This is a genomic window from Spirosoma fluminis, assembly GCF_054778895.1.
Window position 1 is genome coordinate 817,121 of the sequence record NZ_BAAGZD010000004.1, and the last position, 16,074, is coordinate 833,194.

Below are 16,074 nucleotides of genomic sequence, written 5' to 3' on the forward strand. Positions count from 1 at the left end.
CGTCGGCGTTAGCCGTCACGGCAACGTAACCGGAAAACCAAGCTCCATAGAATGCCGTTACGTTGTGGGGAGGTCACCCCACCGAAATCCATGATTATATCTTTCCGAGCGTCCCTGTTTTTGGGTTTATTTGTGTTTACCTCTTCCTGTGCCCCGCATTACCGAGGCCCGGTGACCGATCATTTCGACGGCGAGAAGTTTTTCAATCCTGGCATACCCGAGCGGGAAGGGGGCGGTTTACTGAAATGGCTGTTTAATCGCGACAAAGGCCCCTGGCCCGAACAACCCGATGCGGTTGTTGGGCCTAAACCGGCTCCCCGTATTTTGGGCGATAGTCTGGTTGTTACGTTTGTGAATCACTCGACGTTTCTGCTGCAAACCAATGGACTGAATATTCTAACCGATCCGGTTTGGTCGAAGCGGGTCGGACCTACTTCCTGGCTGGGTGTGAAGCGTAAACGCCCACCCGGACTACGTTTCGAAGAACTGCCACCAATCGACGTAGTGCTGTTGAGCCATAATCATTACGATCACCTGGATTTACCCACGCTTAAAAAACTGGTCAAGGCTCACAATCCGGTATTTGTTACTCCGCTGGGCGTATCGTATCTGCCAAAGTCGGTAGGTGGACGTACCGTTCGCGAACTCGACTGGAACGATACGTTACGTGTGAACGATAAATTAACGCTTACCTGTACGCAGGCCCAGCACTTCAGCAATCGGGGTATGGGCGATCGCGATGAAACGCTCTGGTGTGGTTATCTTCTTCACTCAAGCTTCGGAACAACGTTTTTTTGTGGCGATAGCGGATACGGACCGCACTTTAAACGTATTGCCGAACAGGCAGCCCGTAGCACAACGGGGCCGATAAAAGTGGCATTATTGCCCATCGGTTCGTACCGACCGGAGTGGTTTATGGCCCCGGTACACGTATCGCCCGCCGGAGCGGTTCAGGCGTACATAGACCTGAAAGCGGCACTAGCGGTGGGTATTCATTTTGGTACATTCCAGCAGGGCGACGATGGACTGTTTGAACCCGCCAACGATCTGCGTAAAGCGTTATCCGAAAAAGCTATCCCCGAAACAAAGTTTCTGGTACCGAAAGAGGGCCGTGCCATGACGTTTAAATAAGGCCTGACCTATTGCGGGTGTACCGAACGAGTCGTACTTTTCGCTATCCACAAAGCTGCTGCCCTATGCTTACTCCGGACCAAACCCGCTTTCTGCTTTCTGCTTTCGGCCCTGATGGGCCTGATTGTTCTTGTTAGTTTAAGCGTTGTCCTGCTGGTTACGTCGGCTTTTCTGTACCAGGACGATGCCCCAACTGGTCCGCAGGGAAAGGGCACAGGTGCTACCCCACCGACCAGTGTTAGTAAACCAGTTCAGCTTACTGAAGAGCAAGTGTATGGTAAAACGCTTTTCATCAATAACTGCGCACATTGCCACGCGGCTACGAATGAAGTCGTTTTCAGTCCCGGATTAGCTGGTGTCGAGATACGTACTCCGGGGGAAGCCTGGTTGATCAAGTGGATATGTAACTCGCAGGCCGTTGTCGAGTCGGGCGATCCGTACGCTGTTCAGGTCTTCAACCAGTTCAATAAGATTCCGATGTCGAGCTTCCCCAACCTGACGAATGCTGACATCAAAGCGATTCTGTCCTACACTCAAACCGCTTCCGTAAACGTGCCTGCCGCAGAGGGCGATACTAAAAGAGACAAGCGTCTGGGCTTTCGGGCTGGAACCAGTTGGTTCACGGATCTGACCCGGAGGCTCTTGACAAAGACAGACAGCCTGGTCTACCGAAGAAGACCAGGCTGTCTGTCTTTGTCAAGAGCCTATTCGTCTTCGCCCTGGTCAACGTGCCCATGAACGTATCCGCCGGGCAACTCTTCCTGATCATCCAGCGGTGTGTTCCCTGGATCGTGGGTTCCTTCCTGACGCATAGCAGACTCCTGGTCATTTGCACTACTTCCGCCCTGATCTCCTTCACCTCCTGGCGAATATAATCTTACCTTGTTCATAACTGTTTGGTTTTTGTGCTATCTCCTACAAAACTGACGAACGACGAGGAGGTTTATTAAAAATAGGGTAGGGGCCAGAAAATATAAGATAAGGGGCTTTTCTCTTATACAATTTTACGTTTTCAGAAGCGTGGTGGTCGACTGCTGCCGTGAGGGGAGATACGTAAAAGCCTAACCGGCTATTGTTATCGGTAATCCGTTCGGGTTCCGTACTTTTGTCGGATGGAATTACCGGGTATGGATATTTTAAAAAGCGACCGCCTTACACACCTCAAGTACGACATACGGGGGCCCGTATACGAAAAAGCGCTTGAGCTCGAAAGCCAGGGCTATAAGATCATTAGCCTGAACATTGGCAACCCGGCCACTTTCGGCTTCGATGCGCCCGACGAGATTGTCCACGATATTATCCTCAACATTCGCAATGCGCAGGGGTATGCCGACTCGCGTGGCTTGTTTGCGGCTCGTAAGGCCGTTATGCACTATACCCAGAACATCGGTTTGCCGGGCATCACCATCAACGACATTTACATTGGCAATGGCGTTAGTGAGCTGATCATGCTGTCGATGCAGGCCCTGCTCAACGAAGGCGATGAAGTCTTGATTCCATCCCCCGATTATCCACTCTGGACCGCTTCAGTAGCCTTCTGTGGTGGTAAGCCGGTTCATTATATATGCGACGAAGCTACCGGCTGGAATCCCGATCTGGCCGATCTGGAACAGAAGATAACCCCCCGGACACGGGCTATCGTCGTCATCAATCCCAATAACCCGACGGGGGCCGTCTACGACAAGTCGGTGCTGGAAGGCATTGCCCGCATTGCCGAGCGGCATAAGCTGATTGTATTTTCGGATGAGATCTACGACCGGATTTTATACGACGGAGCCATCCATTATCCCATCGCTAAAATGGTGAATGAAACCCTCTGCATCACGATGGGTGGGTTATCGAAGAATTACCGGGCTGCGGGCTTTCGGGGGGGGTGGCTGGTATTGAGTGGGGCTCGGCAGCGGGCTAAATCCTACATCGAAGGTTTGACCCTGCTGGCCAGTATGCGCCTGTGCGCGAACGTACCTACCCAGTATGCGATCCAGACGGCGCTGGGTGGTTATCAGAGTATAAACGACCTGGTTATGCCGACGGGGCGGCTCTATAAACAGATGATGCTGGCTTATAAGCGGATGATCGCCATTCCCGGCGTAACGTGCGAGAAGCCAAAAGGAGCCTTGTACATCTTCCCCAAAATTGACTTCAGCCAGTTTAATCTGGTTGACGATGATGATTTTGTGTACAACCTGCTGATCGAGCAGAAGGTCCTGGTGGTAGCGGGAACGGGCTTCAACTACGTTGATAAAAGCCATTTTCGCATCGTGTGTCTGCCCACCGTCGACGAACTGAACGTAGCGATGGACCGTATCGAAGCCTTTCTGGAAAGCCGACGCAAGTAATTTTTAAAGTGAGTATACCGTTAACAGTCAATGAAACACATTGGCTTGATGATGTGTGCCCTGTTGCTGGCACTGGCAGGCGAAAGCTGGGCTTGTTACTGCGGTACTCCGCCACCGCTGACGAAAGAAATTCTAAGCCGCTACCCTTATGTGGCTTTGGTGAAGGTTAGTACCATGGATGATCTGCTAAGGCCGGTGGATACCCGCAAGCGATCAGAAAATAAGGGCAGATTTACCGTGGATGTAATCGAAAACTTCAGGGAAGCGTTGCCCGATACGTTTATCCTCCAAAGCTACCGAACCTCCTGTGACATAGGTTTACGGCCGGGCCAGACATGGCTTATTTTTGCTAAGGTGCTTAATGGGCGTGCCGCTGTCTTTGCCTGTGATTATTCAATTCAATGCGAAGGAAAACAACAGCTCAGCGACTACGAAAACCTGCGAAGTCCGTTGGGCGAAGAACTGCTCAATACGGTTCGGCAGTTAAGCGGGCGGTCTATTAAAGCGACGAATGGGCGTATCGAAAAATTCTACTCGAATGGCAAGCGGGCCTTGCTCACTACGTACACGCAGGGCGGACAGGAGGAACAACGAATGGCGTGGCACAGGAATGGCCGACTTTGGGGTAAAGAGTCGTGTAAAAAGGGGGTGAAAGAAGGCCCAGCGACCTGGTGGAACGCCAACGGTACGCTGCTTTCCACCGAAACGTTTGTGACAGGCATTACCGTTGATACCAGCCGATACCGGTACAGAACCGACGTAGATTCGGCTTTCTACATGACAACGGCCACCTTGACTCCACACCAGCGGGACTCGATTCTCTCATTTTGCAATCAAGCTCACTTACAACGTATTGTTATTGCTGACCAGCAGGGAAGATTCCAGAACAGTCGGGATTATGATTGGTATGGACGATTGACGGACGAAACGGTTGGTGTTCCGGAAACCGGAATTCAGTGCCGCACTTCATTCGATAAACAGGGTAACATAAACTTCTTGGTTGTAACGCGTACCGTGACTGCACCACCGGAGGAACCTACACCGCAAATTGTATATCGGATTGATTACGAAACGGACGGTTCCCGGCAGGTAACGTATTACGATTCAAAAGGGCGATTGACGCGCTGGGTGCGAATTAAGGAGGGTAAAGAAACGGTCCTGGAAGAAAAACGCTACTCCAATTAAGTAACAGCAGGACCTGCTAAACAGGTTGTGCGTTTTTGTAAACGTTTTCCTTCATTTTTACGTTATTCTATTCCGCTCTGAGAAAAACCGGTTGGCATGGCTGACAACTGATCGTTTTGAATAGTTTTAGCGGATAGTCTTTTTTATAGATCTGGTGAGTACGTTTCGCGCCCACTGCCTTTTTTATCAGTCAAATGGAAGCAACCAAAGAAAATGTTCAACGCTCTGAAACGCAGAGCACCGAACGCATTGCACACGATTTACCAAAGCGCGACGAGTTACTCCTTACACCCGACGAGCAACGCATTAAAGAAGCCTTTCAGGATCATAACTGGAATGAAATTAAAACGGCCGACTCCTGGGTTATCTTCAAGGTGATGGCCGAGTTTGTGGAGGGTTTCGACAAATTAGCTAAGATTGGACCGTGCGTTTCTATTTTCGGGTCAGCCCGCACCAAGCCCGACAGTCCGTATTATAAAATGACCGAAGAGATTGCCGCTAAACTCGTTCGGCATGGCTATGGTGTCATCACAGGTGGCGGCCCTGGTATCATGGAAGCCGGTAACAAAGGTGCTTTTGAGCAAGGTGGTAAATCAGTCGGTCTAAACATCAAACTTCCGTTCGAGCAGCACAGCAACATCTATATTGACCCGGATAAAAGCATCAACTTCGATTTCTTTTTCGTCCGGAAGGTGATGTTCGTTAAATATGCGCAGGGCTTTGTGGTTATGCCCGGAGGCATGGGTACACTCGATGAACTGTTTGAGGCCATTACCCTTATTCAAACGCGCAAAATTGCCCGTTTCCCAATCGTATTGGTTGGGCGGTCATACTGGCAGGGCCTGATCGACTGGATCACGGACGTAATGCTGGGGCAGGAGCGCAATATCAACCCCGAAGATATGAAGCTGATCAGCATCGTCGATACACCAACCGAAGCCGTGCAGGCCATCGACGAGTTCTACAGCAAGTACTTGTTGAAGCCGAATTTCTGATTGTTTGTCTGTTGCGTTGTCTAGCTGTTTGTTACTCCAATGGCAGGCAAACAGCTAAACAACGTAACAGACAAACACCCTAAAACGGCGTTTCCTGGCTTGGGTCAGCGTTGCCGAAGTTAGAGAGATTGTTCGCCTTGCTCTTGAACACGCTGCCACCCGTTGGCGGGGTTTCGAAGCTACTCAGCCCATTCACGTCGGGAGCAAAGCCTTGGGTTTGAACCGGCTCAAAATACGAGTCGAGGTCGCAGAATTTCGTGAATTTATTGATGAACCGGAGTTGGATCGTATCAAGCGAGCCGCTTCGGTTTTTAGCGATAATTACCTCGCCAATACCCGCTGTTGAGTTGCCGTTTTCGTCCTGCGTAATGTTATAATACTCCGGTCGGTACAGAAAGCATACCATGTCGGCATCCTGCTCGATAGACCCCGATTCCCGAAGGTCGGAGAGCTGCGGCTTCTTGTCGCCACCGCGCGTTTCAACGGCCCGGCTCAACTGCGAAAGCGCAATCACGGGTACGTTTAGCTCTTTCGCCAGGTTCTTCAACGCCCGCGAGATCGACGCAATCTCCTGTTCACGGTTGCCACCTCCCCGGCCCGACGTATCGCCTGACATCAGCTGAAGGTAGTCAATTACGACCATCTGAATGTCGTGCTGCGCTTTCAACCGTCGGCATTTAGCACGCAGCTCCAGAATCGACAGCGCGGGCGTATCGTCGATGAAAATAGGCGCTTCGGTCAGCCGCTGAATCTTATGGTGAAGCTGCGTCCATTCGTGCGGAGCCAGCGTCCCTTTTCTGATTTTTTCAGAATCAATCTCAGCCTCAGCCGAGATAAGACGATTCACCAGCTGCACCGACGACATCTCTAACGAGAAGATAGCCACCGGTTTACCATGGTCGACAGCCGCGTTCCGGAGGGCGCTAACGACAAAAGCAGTTTTGCCCATGGCAGGCCGAGCCGCCAGAATGATTAGTTCCGTGGGTTGCCAGCCCGACGTTACGCGGTCGAGGTTGGTGAAGCCTGATGGAACGCCCGTAAGCCCTTCCTGATTCTTTTTCGTCTCCAGTTCGTTCAGCGCCATCCGAACGATGGTGCTCATATCGGCGTAGTTCTTCTTGATGTTCGATTCCGAAATCTTGAAGAGCGACTGCTCCGTCCGGTCGAGGAGTTCGAATACATCGGTCGTGTCCTCGTACGCATCCCGCAGGATCGACGACGACATCGTAATGAGGGCTCGCTTCAGGGCCTGTTCGGAGATGACGCGGGCGTGGTACTCAATATTGGCGGCCGAATTTACCCGGAACGTTAGCTCCGATACGTAGCCGCCACCGCCTACAAGTTCAAGCTCACCCGTTTTACGTAACTGCTGCGTAACAGTCAGCAGGTCAATCGGATCGGAGTTGCCAAACAAAGTCAGGATGGCGTTGTAGATCCGCTGATGGGCTTCTTTATAAAATGTTTCGGGCTTGAGAATGTCAACAACCGACGACAGCGCATCTTTCTCGATCATCAGCGCCCCCAGCACGGCCTCTTCAAGGTCCAGAGCCTGAGGAGGAAGCTTACCAAGACCGGTATCGAGCCAATGGTTACCCGCTTGCTGACGACCGCCAGCGAAGGCAGATGGTTTACGAAGGTGTTGGTTCGGGCGCGTGTTGTTTTCCATGTCTTACTGCAAGTTTACGCATTCATCCCCGCATAAGGCAAGCCCCGTCCAACCGACATAGGTAGCTGAGTGAGGTAGTAAGACACGTAACATTCTGGTAATGTTAGCGCTATCGTTCCCAAAAAATTTTCGAAAATTTAAGCAACGGTGCGGTGGGGTTCGGGCGTACATCATGAAGAAGCAAACAGGGGCCTGTACGTCAGCAATATACCAAATTCCTGCAACAAAAAACTCGTTTATTTATAAAGCGAATCAGTGAATAAGAATCGGTCGAAAACGAATAATTTTCCTTAAAAAGATGTTGTAGAAGCAAAGAAATCGCTTACTTTTCGGAATCACACTTTAACGCTATTCATCATTTGGTCGAAAAAGTCATCACCCTCGACAATATCTCGCTCATTGACTTTCTGGGCGTAGAGAATAATACGATCCGGGAAGTCGCTGCTGCTTTTCCGATGAGCAAAATCATCTCCCGCGGCAACGAAATACGGATTAAAGGCACAACGCCCGAAATCTCCCGCATCAGTGACATCATGGATTCATTGATGGAACATTACCAGAAGTACGGTAAAATCACCCACGAAAACGTGCAGAATTACATCAGCCACAGCGGTCAGCCAACTAACGCTGCAGGTGTGGCTCCGCCCGTAATCCCCGACGAGGAAGTGCTCGTGTACGGAAACCGCGGAGTGGTAGTCCGGGCAAAAACAGATAATCAGAAACGGTTGGTCGAAGCCGCCGAAAAGCACGATCTGGTGTTTGCCATCGGGCCGGCCGGAACGGGTAAGACCTACACCGCAGTAGCTATTGCGGTTCGGGCTCTGAAGAACAAAGAAGTTAAGAAAATTATCATTACGCGTCCAGCCGTGGAAGCTGGTGAAAATCTGGGGTTTCTGCCGGGTGATCTAAAAGAAAAAATTGACCCGTACCTGCGGCCAATCTACGACGCGCTCGACGATATGATTCCAGCCGAAAAGCTCAAATCCTATGAGGAGAGCCGGATTATCGAAATCGCTCCGCTGGCGTATATGCGTGGCCGAACGCTGAATAACGCGTTTATTCTGCTCGATGAAGCGCAGAACACGACGTCCATGCAGATGAAGATGTTCCTGACCCGGATGGGGCCAACGTCGAAAGCAATCATAACCGGTGACCGTTCGCAGATAGACTTGCCTAATAAACAGAAATCAGGTTTAATTGAGTCGATCGACATTCTTAAGAACGTTAAAGGCATAGCATTTGTAGAGCTGGATGGACGTGATGTGGTTCGTCACCGACTCGTTCGAGAAATTATTACAGCTTATGACAAAGCAGGTCAGTAACTGGCTCAGGCACTGTAAACGAACCGGTTGGCGTTGGCTGGCCGGTTCGTTTGTCTGTGCTTTACCGGTAATGGCTCAGGCACAAACCGAACATGACCCGGCTCCGAAGCGGTGCGGAACGGCTGAATACGAGCGGATCTTACAAAAGCGCGATCCGAACCGCCTTCGGCAACTCAATCAATTGAATCGGCTCCTTCAGCAAGCCCAGCGAAACGAAGGGCAACTGCGGCAGCAGGTCGACGATGTAGTTTTCCGGATACCCGTAGTGGTGCACGTAGTCCATAATACCGCTTCGGGCGAGACGGGTGGTCCCACGAACCGTAACATCTCGGACGAGCAGGTCATCTCCCAAATCCAGGTTCTCAACGAAGACTACCGACGACAGACGGGGACAAATGGCTTCAATACGAGCCCAATTGGTGCCGATGCGGGCATCGAGTTTTTTCTGGCGAAAACCGACCCGAACGGACAACCGACTAACGGAATAACCCGGCATTATTATCCGCAGAAGACCTCGTTTAATGTATTTCAGGATGATAGCTTGCTGTCTGCAATCGCTTACTGGCCCAGCGATCGATACTTAAATATCTGGGTTACGCAGATTGATGAATACCTGGGTTATACGCAGTTTCCGACTATGGCGGACACCCTGAGCGGATTGCCTGACAGCGCCAATGAACGGGTCGACGGGTCCATTATTGACTACCGGTATTTTGGCCGGGACATCGGCACGGTACGGGATCCGTCGTATCGGCTGGGCCGGACGGCCACGCACGAAATTGGCCACTGGCTGGGTTTGCTTCATACGTGGGGCGACGGCGACGGATGCGCCGAAGACTACGTAGCTGATACGCCCCCGACGAAGGCACCGAACCAGACGCGGCAATGTCGCCAGACGTTCTCAACCTGTAATGGAGGACCGCAGACCCGAGACTTGACCGAGGATTATATGGATTACTCGCCGGATGCCTGCATGAACCTGTTCACCAAGGGCCAGGTCGCCCGTATGCGTACGGTCTTGGCGCTGAGTCCACGGCGGGCGCGGCTGGTGCTGTCGGCGATGGGCCCGGTTCCCGAATCCGACAACCTCGCTATTGATGTTTATCCGAATCCGGCACAGTCCGATCCTACTGTAGAGGTGCGACTGAAAGGCGCTCAATCGTTTACGGTTGATGTTCTCGATCTGACCGGGCGGCAGGTACGTACGCAGCAGTATGTGGATCAGTCCAGTACGCGGGTTTCGTTTTCCCGGGATGGGCTGGCAACGGGCCTGTATATTGTTCGGGTCAGCACCGCCAATGAACGGGTCAGTAAGCGCTTGCTGGTGCAGTAGATTTGCTCCGATTGCCGATTGAACTGACCGGCAATCATCAATTCGTTACCATAATCAAACCCACCCTTATGATTGAGGTATTACCCATTTCTTCCCCTGAAGATCTTGATAAGGCGTTTGCCATCCGGCGGCAGGTATTTGTCGATGAGCAAAAGGTCAGTGCGGAAGAGGAATACGATGAGTTTGAAGTGAGCAGCCAGCACTTTCTGGCCCGCGCCGGGGGAACTCCCTGTGGAACGGCCCGCTGGCGTCGTACGTCCAATGGCATTAAAATGGAACGCTTTGCTGTCCTGAAAGCGTACCGCGGCCAGGGTGTTGGCAAAGCACTGGTGCGGGCAGTGCTGGACGATATTTTTAGCCAGCAACCCGAGCCAATTGAAAGCATTTACCTGCACGCGCAGCTTACGGCCGTACCGCTGTATACTAGTTTTGGCTTCGTTACGGTGGGCTCAATGTTTGAGGAAGCTGGTATCCAGCATTACAAAATGGTGTTACCTGGTTCGGCTTACTCCAAGCAATGAAGGGGCACCCGTTTGTGCGCTACGCTGCCGGACTAAGTGGCGGCATTGTCCTGTATGCCTGCTTGCCCGACCTGTGGCTTATGCCGCTGGTCATCCTGCTGGTCGGCAGTATATTGTTCATTCGCGGAGTCGTTGCAACTACAAACAATGCGATAAAACCAATTCAGACCGGGCAGGGGCTCGGCGTCCTTCTCCTGCTCGCTGCTCTGGGGTGGGTTGCTACGTATGCACGCACGGCCAGCAATCAACGTGACAATCTGCTGCACGTTGCCGATACGTTGCAGGCGTATGAGGGTGTAGTAGCCGCGCAGCCCGAAGAGCGCGCCAAGACATATCGTGTCGAATTGGCAGTCCGGCGGGGGAAGTTCGCTGGCTTTTTGGATAAAGATGAACCCGGTCGTTCTGCGGTCTGGCAGCCGCTCAGCGGGCGGGTCATTGTGTACCTGGACAAATCCAATGTGGCCATGCCCCGATACGGCGAAGTTTGGCTGGTGTCCGGACCGCCCCGGCCGATAGATCCGCCCCTGAATCCCGGCGAGTTTAATTACAAACGGTATTTAAGCTACCGCAACATCTATCATCAGCAGTACGTACGGCCCTACCAACGGGAGATTATAGGTCACGATCCTCCAAATTCGATAACTCAATTGGCTACGACCGTAAACCGGTGGGCCGACAGCGTACTGGTTCGGCAGGTTGGCACCCGCGCCGAGTACGGCATCGTAAACGCCATGATCCTGGGCATACGAGATGACCTAGATACTGAACTGTACCGGGCTTACTCGGCGGCTGGTGCCGTGCATATTCTGTCCGTGTCGGGGCTGCATGTCGGTATCTTATTTTGGGTACTAACCTTTGTCTTAAGCTTCCTCACCAGGCGGCCGCGCGGAAAAATGGTAATGGCCGCCCTGCAACTGATGATCTTATGGTTCTACGCGCTCGTGACGGGTATGTCGCCCCCCGTGCTCCGGTCGGCGGCTATGTTTACGATGCTGATTGTTGCCAATGCGTCGGGGCGTCAGCAGCAGTTGACCAATACACTCGGTGCTTCCGCTTTTTTCATCCTGTGCTTCGACCCGTATGCTTTGTTCTCCGCCGGTTTTCAATTGTCGAACCTGGCCGTAGCGGGTATCGGTGCCTGGCAATCGTCCCTTTATCAAACGTTTACGTTTCGAAACCGCTTGCTGAATAAGCTGTGGGAAATAACGGCGCTGGCGCTGGTTGCGCAACTCATTACGTTTCCGCTGGGCGTATTCTATTTTCACCAGTTTCCAACCTACTTTCTGCTGGCCAACCCAGCCGTAATGATTCTGTCCTTTATACTACTGCCGTTAGCGATGCTGACACTGGGTTTGTGCTGGATACCGTACGCGAACGAAGGACTGGGGTGGCTCTTACAGAAAGTGGCCTGGTTACTGAACGGGGTTGTTACTCAAACCGGGCAATTGCCGGGCGCAGCCTGGGATGGCTTGTGGCTATCACCCGAGGTCATGACCATTACGTATCTCCTGATCGGTTGCGGAGCCGCTTTGCTGCTGACGCGGAACCGGGTCTACCTCTGGGCGACCTGTATATCCGCTTTGGTACTGGCTAATCTGATTCTCTGGGACGATTACAGCCAACGCCATCAGCAGCGGCTGGCGGTGCATTTTCTGCCTCACCGCACGGCGATCAGCTTAACCGATGGCTATACGAGTACATTACTGACAGATATGGACTCAGCTGATACGCGTTCCTATGATTTCTACCTGAAAAATACGTTCGGGCAGTGGGGTGTGAAGAACATAATACAGGCTAACGCCGGTGCCGACTCGCTGACGACAATACCAAATTATTACAAAACTCGTGACTACGCGCTGTGGGTCTGGCGGGGGAAATCACTGTTGATCGTGAATAAGCTGACCGGGCGCAATGCCTGGCGATTGCCCGCGGTGGTTGATTATCTGATCATCCGCCGGAACGCATTACGCGATTGGAACCAACTCAATGGTCGGGTAGTGGCCCGGCATATTATCTTCGACGATTCGAATAAAACGCCGTTGACCGATAAGCTGCTGGCCGAGGCCGCACAACGTAACATCACCTGCTACTCCGTCCGGCAGATGGGCGCTTACGTAGCGGAGCTAAAGTAATGTTAGTAGCCGGTATCTTAGTCTATCCAGCCGACGTTCCGGCGCCAGTCGTCGTACGCTTTCTGCTGCTCCTGAAAATCGGCTGGCGGTTTTGCAGCCAGGCCTTCAGATAACTCGCTGAGCCGTTCCTGAACGGAATGTAAGCCCAGCGCTTGGCGCCGTTTATTGACTGTATCCATTGGCGCATCAAACGGGTAAGGAACCAGATTGCCCAGTTCATCGCTGATAAATTGCGTACCAAACCGCTGAGGACGTCCCTCATACATGGCAACCCGATCGTACAGGAAGACGTGGTTAACCGGGTCAACTGTGCCAAGCGTGACTTCCTGCTCAATTAACCCCAAACAAAACCGCATAAACGCAGGCAGACTTATGGCGTGCTGCACAATCAGCCAGGCTGCGTGGCTGGCCTCTTCACCCACTTTGATACGGGTAGGCCAGCCAATTTCAGCGATAATTGTGTTTAACTGATCCGCGTTAGCCAGGTGCACAGCCTCCATCTGCGGATTATAGCCGTCTGATAACAAGCCTTTTTCTAGCAACTGCTGCCGGACCCGAAGATCTTCGTCCTGCAAACGAATGAGCAACAGAGCATGGACTGAATAGAGCATGGCTGTGACGTAACGACCTGCCGGTTACTGCTTGGGAGCCGCCGACTGAGCAGAGGAATCGGCCTGAGCCTGCATCCCCTTTGCTGGTGGCCGGAATCCGCCAATCTCTTTCTGCATTTCGGGCTTTTTAGACTGATAGAGCGTCCACTGATCGGCCGTGAGCAGCGTTTTGAGCTGGTCTTCCTTTTCTTCGTTCAGCATCATCATCATGTCCTGAATCTGCTTCCGCGTATCGGGACCGGGTTTGCCATCCTTACCGACAATATCTTTAATGGCGTCCTGTTGCTGCTGCGCGTACTCGTTGTTAAGTTTCTTAACGGCTTTGGCCTGGTCCTTGTCGAGTGCCAGGTTTTCTTTCAGCCACTTCGTTTCTTTATTGGCCAGTTCGCCGGCGATGTTCGGGATCGACGAACGGGGACCTCCGCCCATGTCCTGACCACCCATGCGGCCCATACCGCCCATGCCTCTACCCATGCCCCCACCGTAGGGGTATTGCCCGAAACTTTGTAGACTGATCAGAGTGAGCAGACTCAATATGCCCAGCCGTAGTGCTTTATAGCGCATCGCTAATTGTCAGGTTTGTAAGAAGAACTGAAATTAAACAACGAAATACGGTAAAAAAGACAAACGAACCACGCATTGGATCGGTAAAGAGCCGCTAAACTTTTTCGCCAAACCAGCCGTTGTCAATACGTATGGAAACGCTCGAAAAAATCCGCAAGGCGTACACCGATTACGTTCTTGAAAACGGCAAACAACCTACCTCTGTCTTTCAGTTTGCCAAAAAATTAAAGCTTTCGGAAGCTGATTTTTACAACTACTATACCTCGTTCGATGCCATTGAAGCGGACATCTGGTTAGCGTTCTTCCAGGATGCCAAAGTTACGGTTGAAGCCGACGCTACGTATCAGGGCTATTCGGTACGGGAAAAACTGCTTGCTTTTTACTATACCTGGATTGAGCTGCTGAAGGCGCAACGCAGTTTTGTGGTCTATAGCTACGGGCGGTTGCAGGCTGAGCGGATGGGACAGCGTCCTATTGGAATGCCGTCCAGCCGACAAGTCGGTGAGAGCCGGGTGCTGTATCCATTCAAAGATTCGTTTTATGATTATGCCCGCGATCTGCTGGCTGAGGGTCGCGAAAGTAAGGAAGTAGAACCGCGCCCATTCATTACGGACCGCTACCCCAATGCACTCTGGAATCAGACCCTGTTTCTGCTGGATTTCTGGGTGCGTGACGTAAGCAAGAACTTCGAAAAAACCGATACAGCAATCGAAAAAGCGGTCAACACAGCCTTTGATCTCATTGGCCGGTCACCCTTAGATACGCTGTTCGACTTCGCTAAATTCATCTATCAAAATAAATGAGCGAAAGAATGGAAGAGTGGCTTACGTAAAGCACTCTTTCATCGCACCGGCGACCCGGTCTTCCATTTTTCGCTCTTTGAGCATATGAAAACCCAAAACTCCGTTCCAACGACTAAAGTTGCCCGTGCCAGCCAGTTTGTGAAGGCCGGAGTAAAGGTCGGGGGCAATTATATTAAGCATTACAGCAAAAAGTTGCTGGACCCTGAGCGTTCGAAGGAAGAATTGCATAAGGACAATGCCGCCGACATTTACGATGCGCTGAGCGAACTGAAAGGGTCCGCCCTGAAGATGGCGCAGATGCTGAGTATGGACCGGGGCCTGCTGCCAGTGGCGTATTCGGATAAGTTTACCATGGCTCAGTATTCAGCTCCTCCTTTGTCGGGGCCGTTGGTTGTGAAGACGTTTCGGACGTATTTCGGGAAGGCACCGGGCGAACTATTCGACAAATTTGACATTAATTCGGTCAATGCGGCTAGCATTGGACAGGTGCATCAGGCCTGGAAAGATGGCAGGAAACTGGCTGTTAAGGTGCAGTATCCCGGCGTAGCGGATGCCGTAAGCTCCGATCTTAAAATCGCCAAACCGCTGGCGATTCGACTGCTGAATCTCGATGAGCGGCAGATTGATCGGTACATGGGCGAGGTGGAAAGCAAGCTGCTCGAAGAAACTGATTACGAACTGGAACTGCGACGTAGCATCGAGATTTCGCAAGCCTGCGCGCACATCGACGGACTGGTTTTTCCAAAATACTATCCTGAGTATTCGAGTAAGCGTATTTTGACGATGGACTGGCTCGACGGGCTGCACCTGAAAGAGTTTCTGGCGACAAATCCTTCGCAGGAAGCACGCGACCGGATTGGGCAGTTGCTCTGGGACTTTTACGATTATCAGATTCACACCCTCCGTCAGGTACACGCTGATCCGCATCCCGGTAATTTCCTGATGCGAGCCGACGGGACGATGGGCGTTATTGACTTCGGCTGCGTAAAGGTCATCCCGGACTTTTATTACGATAACTACTTCCGGCTGATCAATCCGGACACGATTCAGGACGAAGCGCTCACCCAGCAGATTTTCACGAATCTTGAGTTTCTGGTGGAACAGGATTCGCCTAAAGACCGCAAGTTCTTCTCGGCGCTGTTCCTTCAGATGATTGAAATGCTGGGAGCCCCGTTTGCCGTGGAGGAATTCGATTTCGGCGACGACGAGTATTTCAATAAAGTCTATGCGTTTGCCGATGAACTGTCGCGGCTGGAAGAACTCCGCTCGTCGAAAGTAGTTCGGGGCTCGCAGGATGGGTTATACGTAAATCGTACGTATTATGGCCTATACGCCATGCTGAACGAATTGAAAGCCCGCGTCCGTACGACGAAGCCGGAGTGGCTGCGCTCGAAGAAGGCGGTAGCGGCCTAAGCTAATCAACCAGTCTGTTGCCGAGGGGTGATCCGGTGTTTCTGCCGTATCAACCCCTC

At 52.0% G+C, this 16,074-nt stretch carries 15 protein-coding genes; 11 read left to right on the forward strand and 4 right to left on the reverse strand.

Annotated features, from left to right (window positions below; genetic code table 11):
- Positions 1–90 precede the first annotated feature (90 nt).
- Positions 91–1,131, forward strand: coding sequence for an MBL fold metallo-hydrolase (locus ACYVBJ_RS09090; protein WP_460981972.1), 1,041 nt, complete (start codon positions 91–93; stop codon positions 1,129–1,131).
- A gap of 114 nt (positions 1,132–1,245) precedes the next feature.
- On the forward strand, positions 1,246–1,869 hold the full coding sequence (locus ACYVBJ_RS09095; RefSeq protein ID WP_460981973.1) for a c-type cytochrome: 624 nt from the start codon (positions 1,246–1,248) through the stop codon (positions 1,867–1,869).
- Here ACYVBJ_RS09095 and ACYVBJ_RS09100 read toward each other — a convergent pair.
- On the reverse strand, positions 1,836–2,021 hold the full coding sequence (locus ACYVBJ_RS09100) for a hypothetical protein (protein ID WP_460981974.1): 186 nt from the start codon (positions 2,019–2,021) through the stop codon (positions 1,836–1,838). The two genes, ACYVBJ_RS09095 and ACYVBJ_RS09100, sit on opposite strands and share 34 nt — an antisense overlap.
- A gap of 237 nt (positions 2,022–2,258) precedes the next feature.
- On the opposite strand from ACYVBJ_RS09100, the gene ACYVBJ_RS09105 reads away from it, so the two are divergent.
- The 3 genes from ACYVBJ_RS09105 (at position 2,259) to ACYVBJ_RS09115 (ending at position 5,650) form a co-directional block, all read left to right on the forward strand.
- Complete coding sequence (locus ACYVBJ_RS09105; protein WP_460981975.1) at positions 2,259–3,470, forward strand: pyridoxal phosphate-dependent aminotransferase; 1,212 nt, start codon at positions 2,259–2,261, stop codon at positions 3,468–3,470.
- Positions 3,471–3,500: 30 nt separating this feature from the next.
- Positions 3,501–4,655, forward strand: a complete 1,155-nt coding sequence (locus tag ACYVBJ_RS09110) for a hypothetical protein (RefSeq protein ID WP_460981976.1) — start codon at positions 3,501–3,503, stop codon at positions 4,653–4,655.
- A 194-nt stretch (positions 4,656–4,849) separates the two neighbouring features.
- Positions 4,850–5,650, forward strand: a complete 801-nt coding sequence (locus ACYVBJ_RS09115) for an LOG family protein (RefSeq protein WP_460981977.1) — start codon at positions 4,850–4,852, stop codon at positions 5,648–5,650.
- A 79-nt stretch (positions 5,651–5,729) separates the two neighbouring features.
- Here the strand turns inward: ACYVBJ_RS09115 and dnaB are convergent, their stop codons facing one another.
- The gene (gene dnaB / locus ACYVBJ_RS09120) at positions 5,730–7,316 is read right to left on the reverse strand and encodes a replicative DNA helicase (protein WP_460981978.1); all 1,587 of its coding nucleotides are present in this window, start codon (positions 7,314–7,316) and stop codon (positions 5,730–5,732) included.
- Positions 7,317–7,675: 359 nt separating this feature from the next.
- Here dnaB and ACYVBJ_RS09125 point away from each other — a divergent pair, with 359 nt between their 5' ends.
- From ACYVBJ_RS09125 to ACYVBJ_RS09140, 4 genes are all read left to right on the forward strand, one after another.
- Positions 7,676–8,638 (forward strand): PhoH family protein, encoded by a 963-nt coding sequence (locus tag ACYVBJ_RS09125; RefSeq protein WP_460981979.1) that lies wholly within the window; start codon positions 7,676–7,678, stop codon positions 8,636–8,638.
- The gene (locus ACYVBJ_RS09130) at positions 8,619–9,971 is read left to right on the forward strand and encodes a M43 family zinc metalloprotease (RefSeq protein ID WP_460981980.1); all 1,353 of its coding nucleotides are present in this window, start codon (positions 8,619–8,621) and stop codon (positions 9,969–9,971) included. Before ACYVBJ_RS09125 ends, ACYVBJ_RS09130 begins: the two co-directional genes overlap by 20 nt.
- 68 nt (positions 9,972–10,039) lie before the next feature.
- A complete protein-coding gene (locus ACYVBJ_RS09135) occupies positions 10,040–10,492 on the forward strand; it encodes a GNAT family N-acetyltransferase (protein ID WP_460981981.1) in 453 nt (150 codons plus the stop codon).
- Positions 10,489–12,624, forward strand: coding sequence for a ComEC/Rec2 family competence protein (locus tag ACYVBJ_RS09140; RefSeq protein ID WP_460981982.1), 2,136 nt, complete (start codon positions 10,489–10,491; stop codon positions 12,622–12,624). The genes ACYVBJ_RS09135 and ACYVBJ_RS09140 overlap by 4 nt, the downstream gene beginning before the upstream one ends.
- A 17-nt stretch (positions 12,625–12,641) precedes the next feature.
- Here ACYVBJ_RS09140 and ACYVBJ_RS09145 read toward each other — a convergent pair whose 3' ends face one another.
- Positions 12,642–13,235 (reverse strand): DUF6624 domain-containing protein, encoded by a 594-nt coding sequence (locus ACYVBJ_RS09145; RefSeq protein ID WP_460981983.1) that lies wholly within the window; start codon positions 13,233–13,235, stop codon positions 12,642–12,644.
- A 24-nt stretch (positions 13,236–13,259) separates the two neighbouring features.
- Positions 13,260–13,799: a hypothetical protein gene (locus ACYVBJ_RS09150; protein WP_460981984.1), complete on the reverse strand. Its 540-nt coding sequence runs from the start codon at positions 13,797–13,799 to the stop codon at positions 13,260–13,262.
- Between the two features lie 131 nt (positions 13,800–13,930).
- On the opposite strand from ACYVBJ_RS09150, the gene ACYVBJ_RS09155 reads away from it, so the two are divergent.
- Together ACYVBJ_RS09155 and ACYVBJ_RS09160 are read left to right on the forward strand one after the other, a co-directional pair.
- Complete coding sequence (locus ACYVBJ_RS09155) at positions 13,931–14,602, forward strand: TetR/AcrR family transcriptional regulator (RefSeq protein WP_460981985.1); 672 nt, start codon at positions 13,931–13,933, stop codon at positions 14,600–14,602.
- Between the two features lie 84 nt (positions 14,603–14,686).
- Entirely contained in the window at positions 14,687–16,015 is a 1,329-nt protein-coding gene (locus ACYVBJ_RS09160; RefSeq protein ID WP_460981986.1) for an ABC1 kinase family protein, read from the forward strand.
- Positions 16,016–16,074: the final 59 nt, after the last annotated feature.

Bases quoted from the DNA above. Each gene is read 5' to 3' on its own strand.
- ACYVBJ_RS09090 (WP_460981972.1), top strand. From the start codon at position 91: ATGATTATATCTTTCCGAGCGTCCCTGTTTTTGGGTTTATTTGTGTTT.
- ACYVBJ_RS09095 (WP_460981973.1), top strand. From the start codon at position 1,246: ATGGGCCTGATTGTTCTTGTTAGTTTAAGCGTTGTCCTGCTGGTTACG.
- ACYVBJ_RS09100 (WP_460981974.1), bottom strand. From the start codon at position 2,021: ATGAACAAGGTAAGATTATATTCGCCAGGAGGTGAAGGAGATCAGGGC.
- ACYVBJ_RS09105 (WP_460981975.1), top strand. From the start codon at position 2,259: ATGGATATTTTAAAAAGCGACCGCCTTACACACCTCAAGTACGACATA.
- ACYVBJ_RS09110 (WP_460981976.1), top strand. From the start codon at position 3,501: ATGAAACACATTGGCTTGATGATGTGTGCCCTGTTGCTGGCACTGGCA.
- ACYVBJ_RS09115 (WP_460981977.1), top strand. From the start codon at position 4,850: ATGGAAGCAACCAAAGAAAATGTTCAACGCTCTGAAACGCAGAGCACC.
- dnaB (WP_460981978.1), bottom strand. From the start codon at position 7,316: ATGGAAAACAACACGCGCCCGAACCAACACCTTCGTAAACCATCTGCC.
- ACYVBJ_RS09130 (WP_460981980.1), top strand. From the start codon at position 8,619: ATGACAAAGCAGGTCAGTAACTGGCTCAGGCACTGTAAACGAACCGGT.
- ACYVBJ_RS09135 (WP_460981981.1), top strand. From the start codon at position 10,040: ATGATTGAGGTATTACCCATTTCTTCCCCTGAAGATCTTGATAAGGCG.
- ACYVBJ_RS09140 (WP_460981982.1), top strand. From the start codon at position 10,489: ATGAAGGGGCACCCGTTTGTGCGCTACGCTGCCGGACTAAGTGGCGGC.
- ACYVBJ_RS09145 (WP_460981983.1), bottom strand. From the start codon at position 13,235: ATGCTCTATTCAGTCCATGCTCTGTTGCTCATTCGTTTGCAGGACGAA.
- ACYVBJ_RS09150 (WP_460981984.1), bottom strand. From the start codon at position 13,799: ATGCGCTATAAAGCACTACGGCTGGGCATATTGAGTCTGCTCACTCTG.
- ACYVBJ_RS09155 (WP_460981985.1), top strand. From the start codon at position 13,931: ATGGAAACGCTCGAAAAAATCCGCAAGGCGTACACCGATTACGTTCTT.
- ACYVBJ_RS09160 (WP_460981986.1), top strand. From the start codon at position 14,687: ATGAAAACCCAAAACTCCGTTCCAACGACTAAAGTTGCCCGTGCCAGC.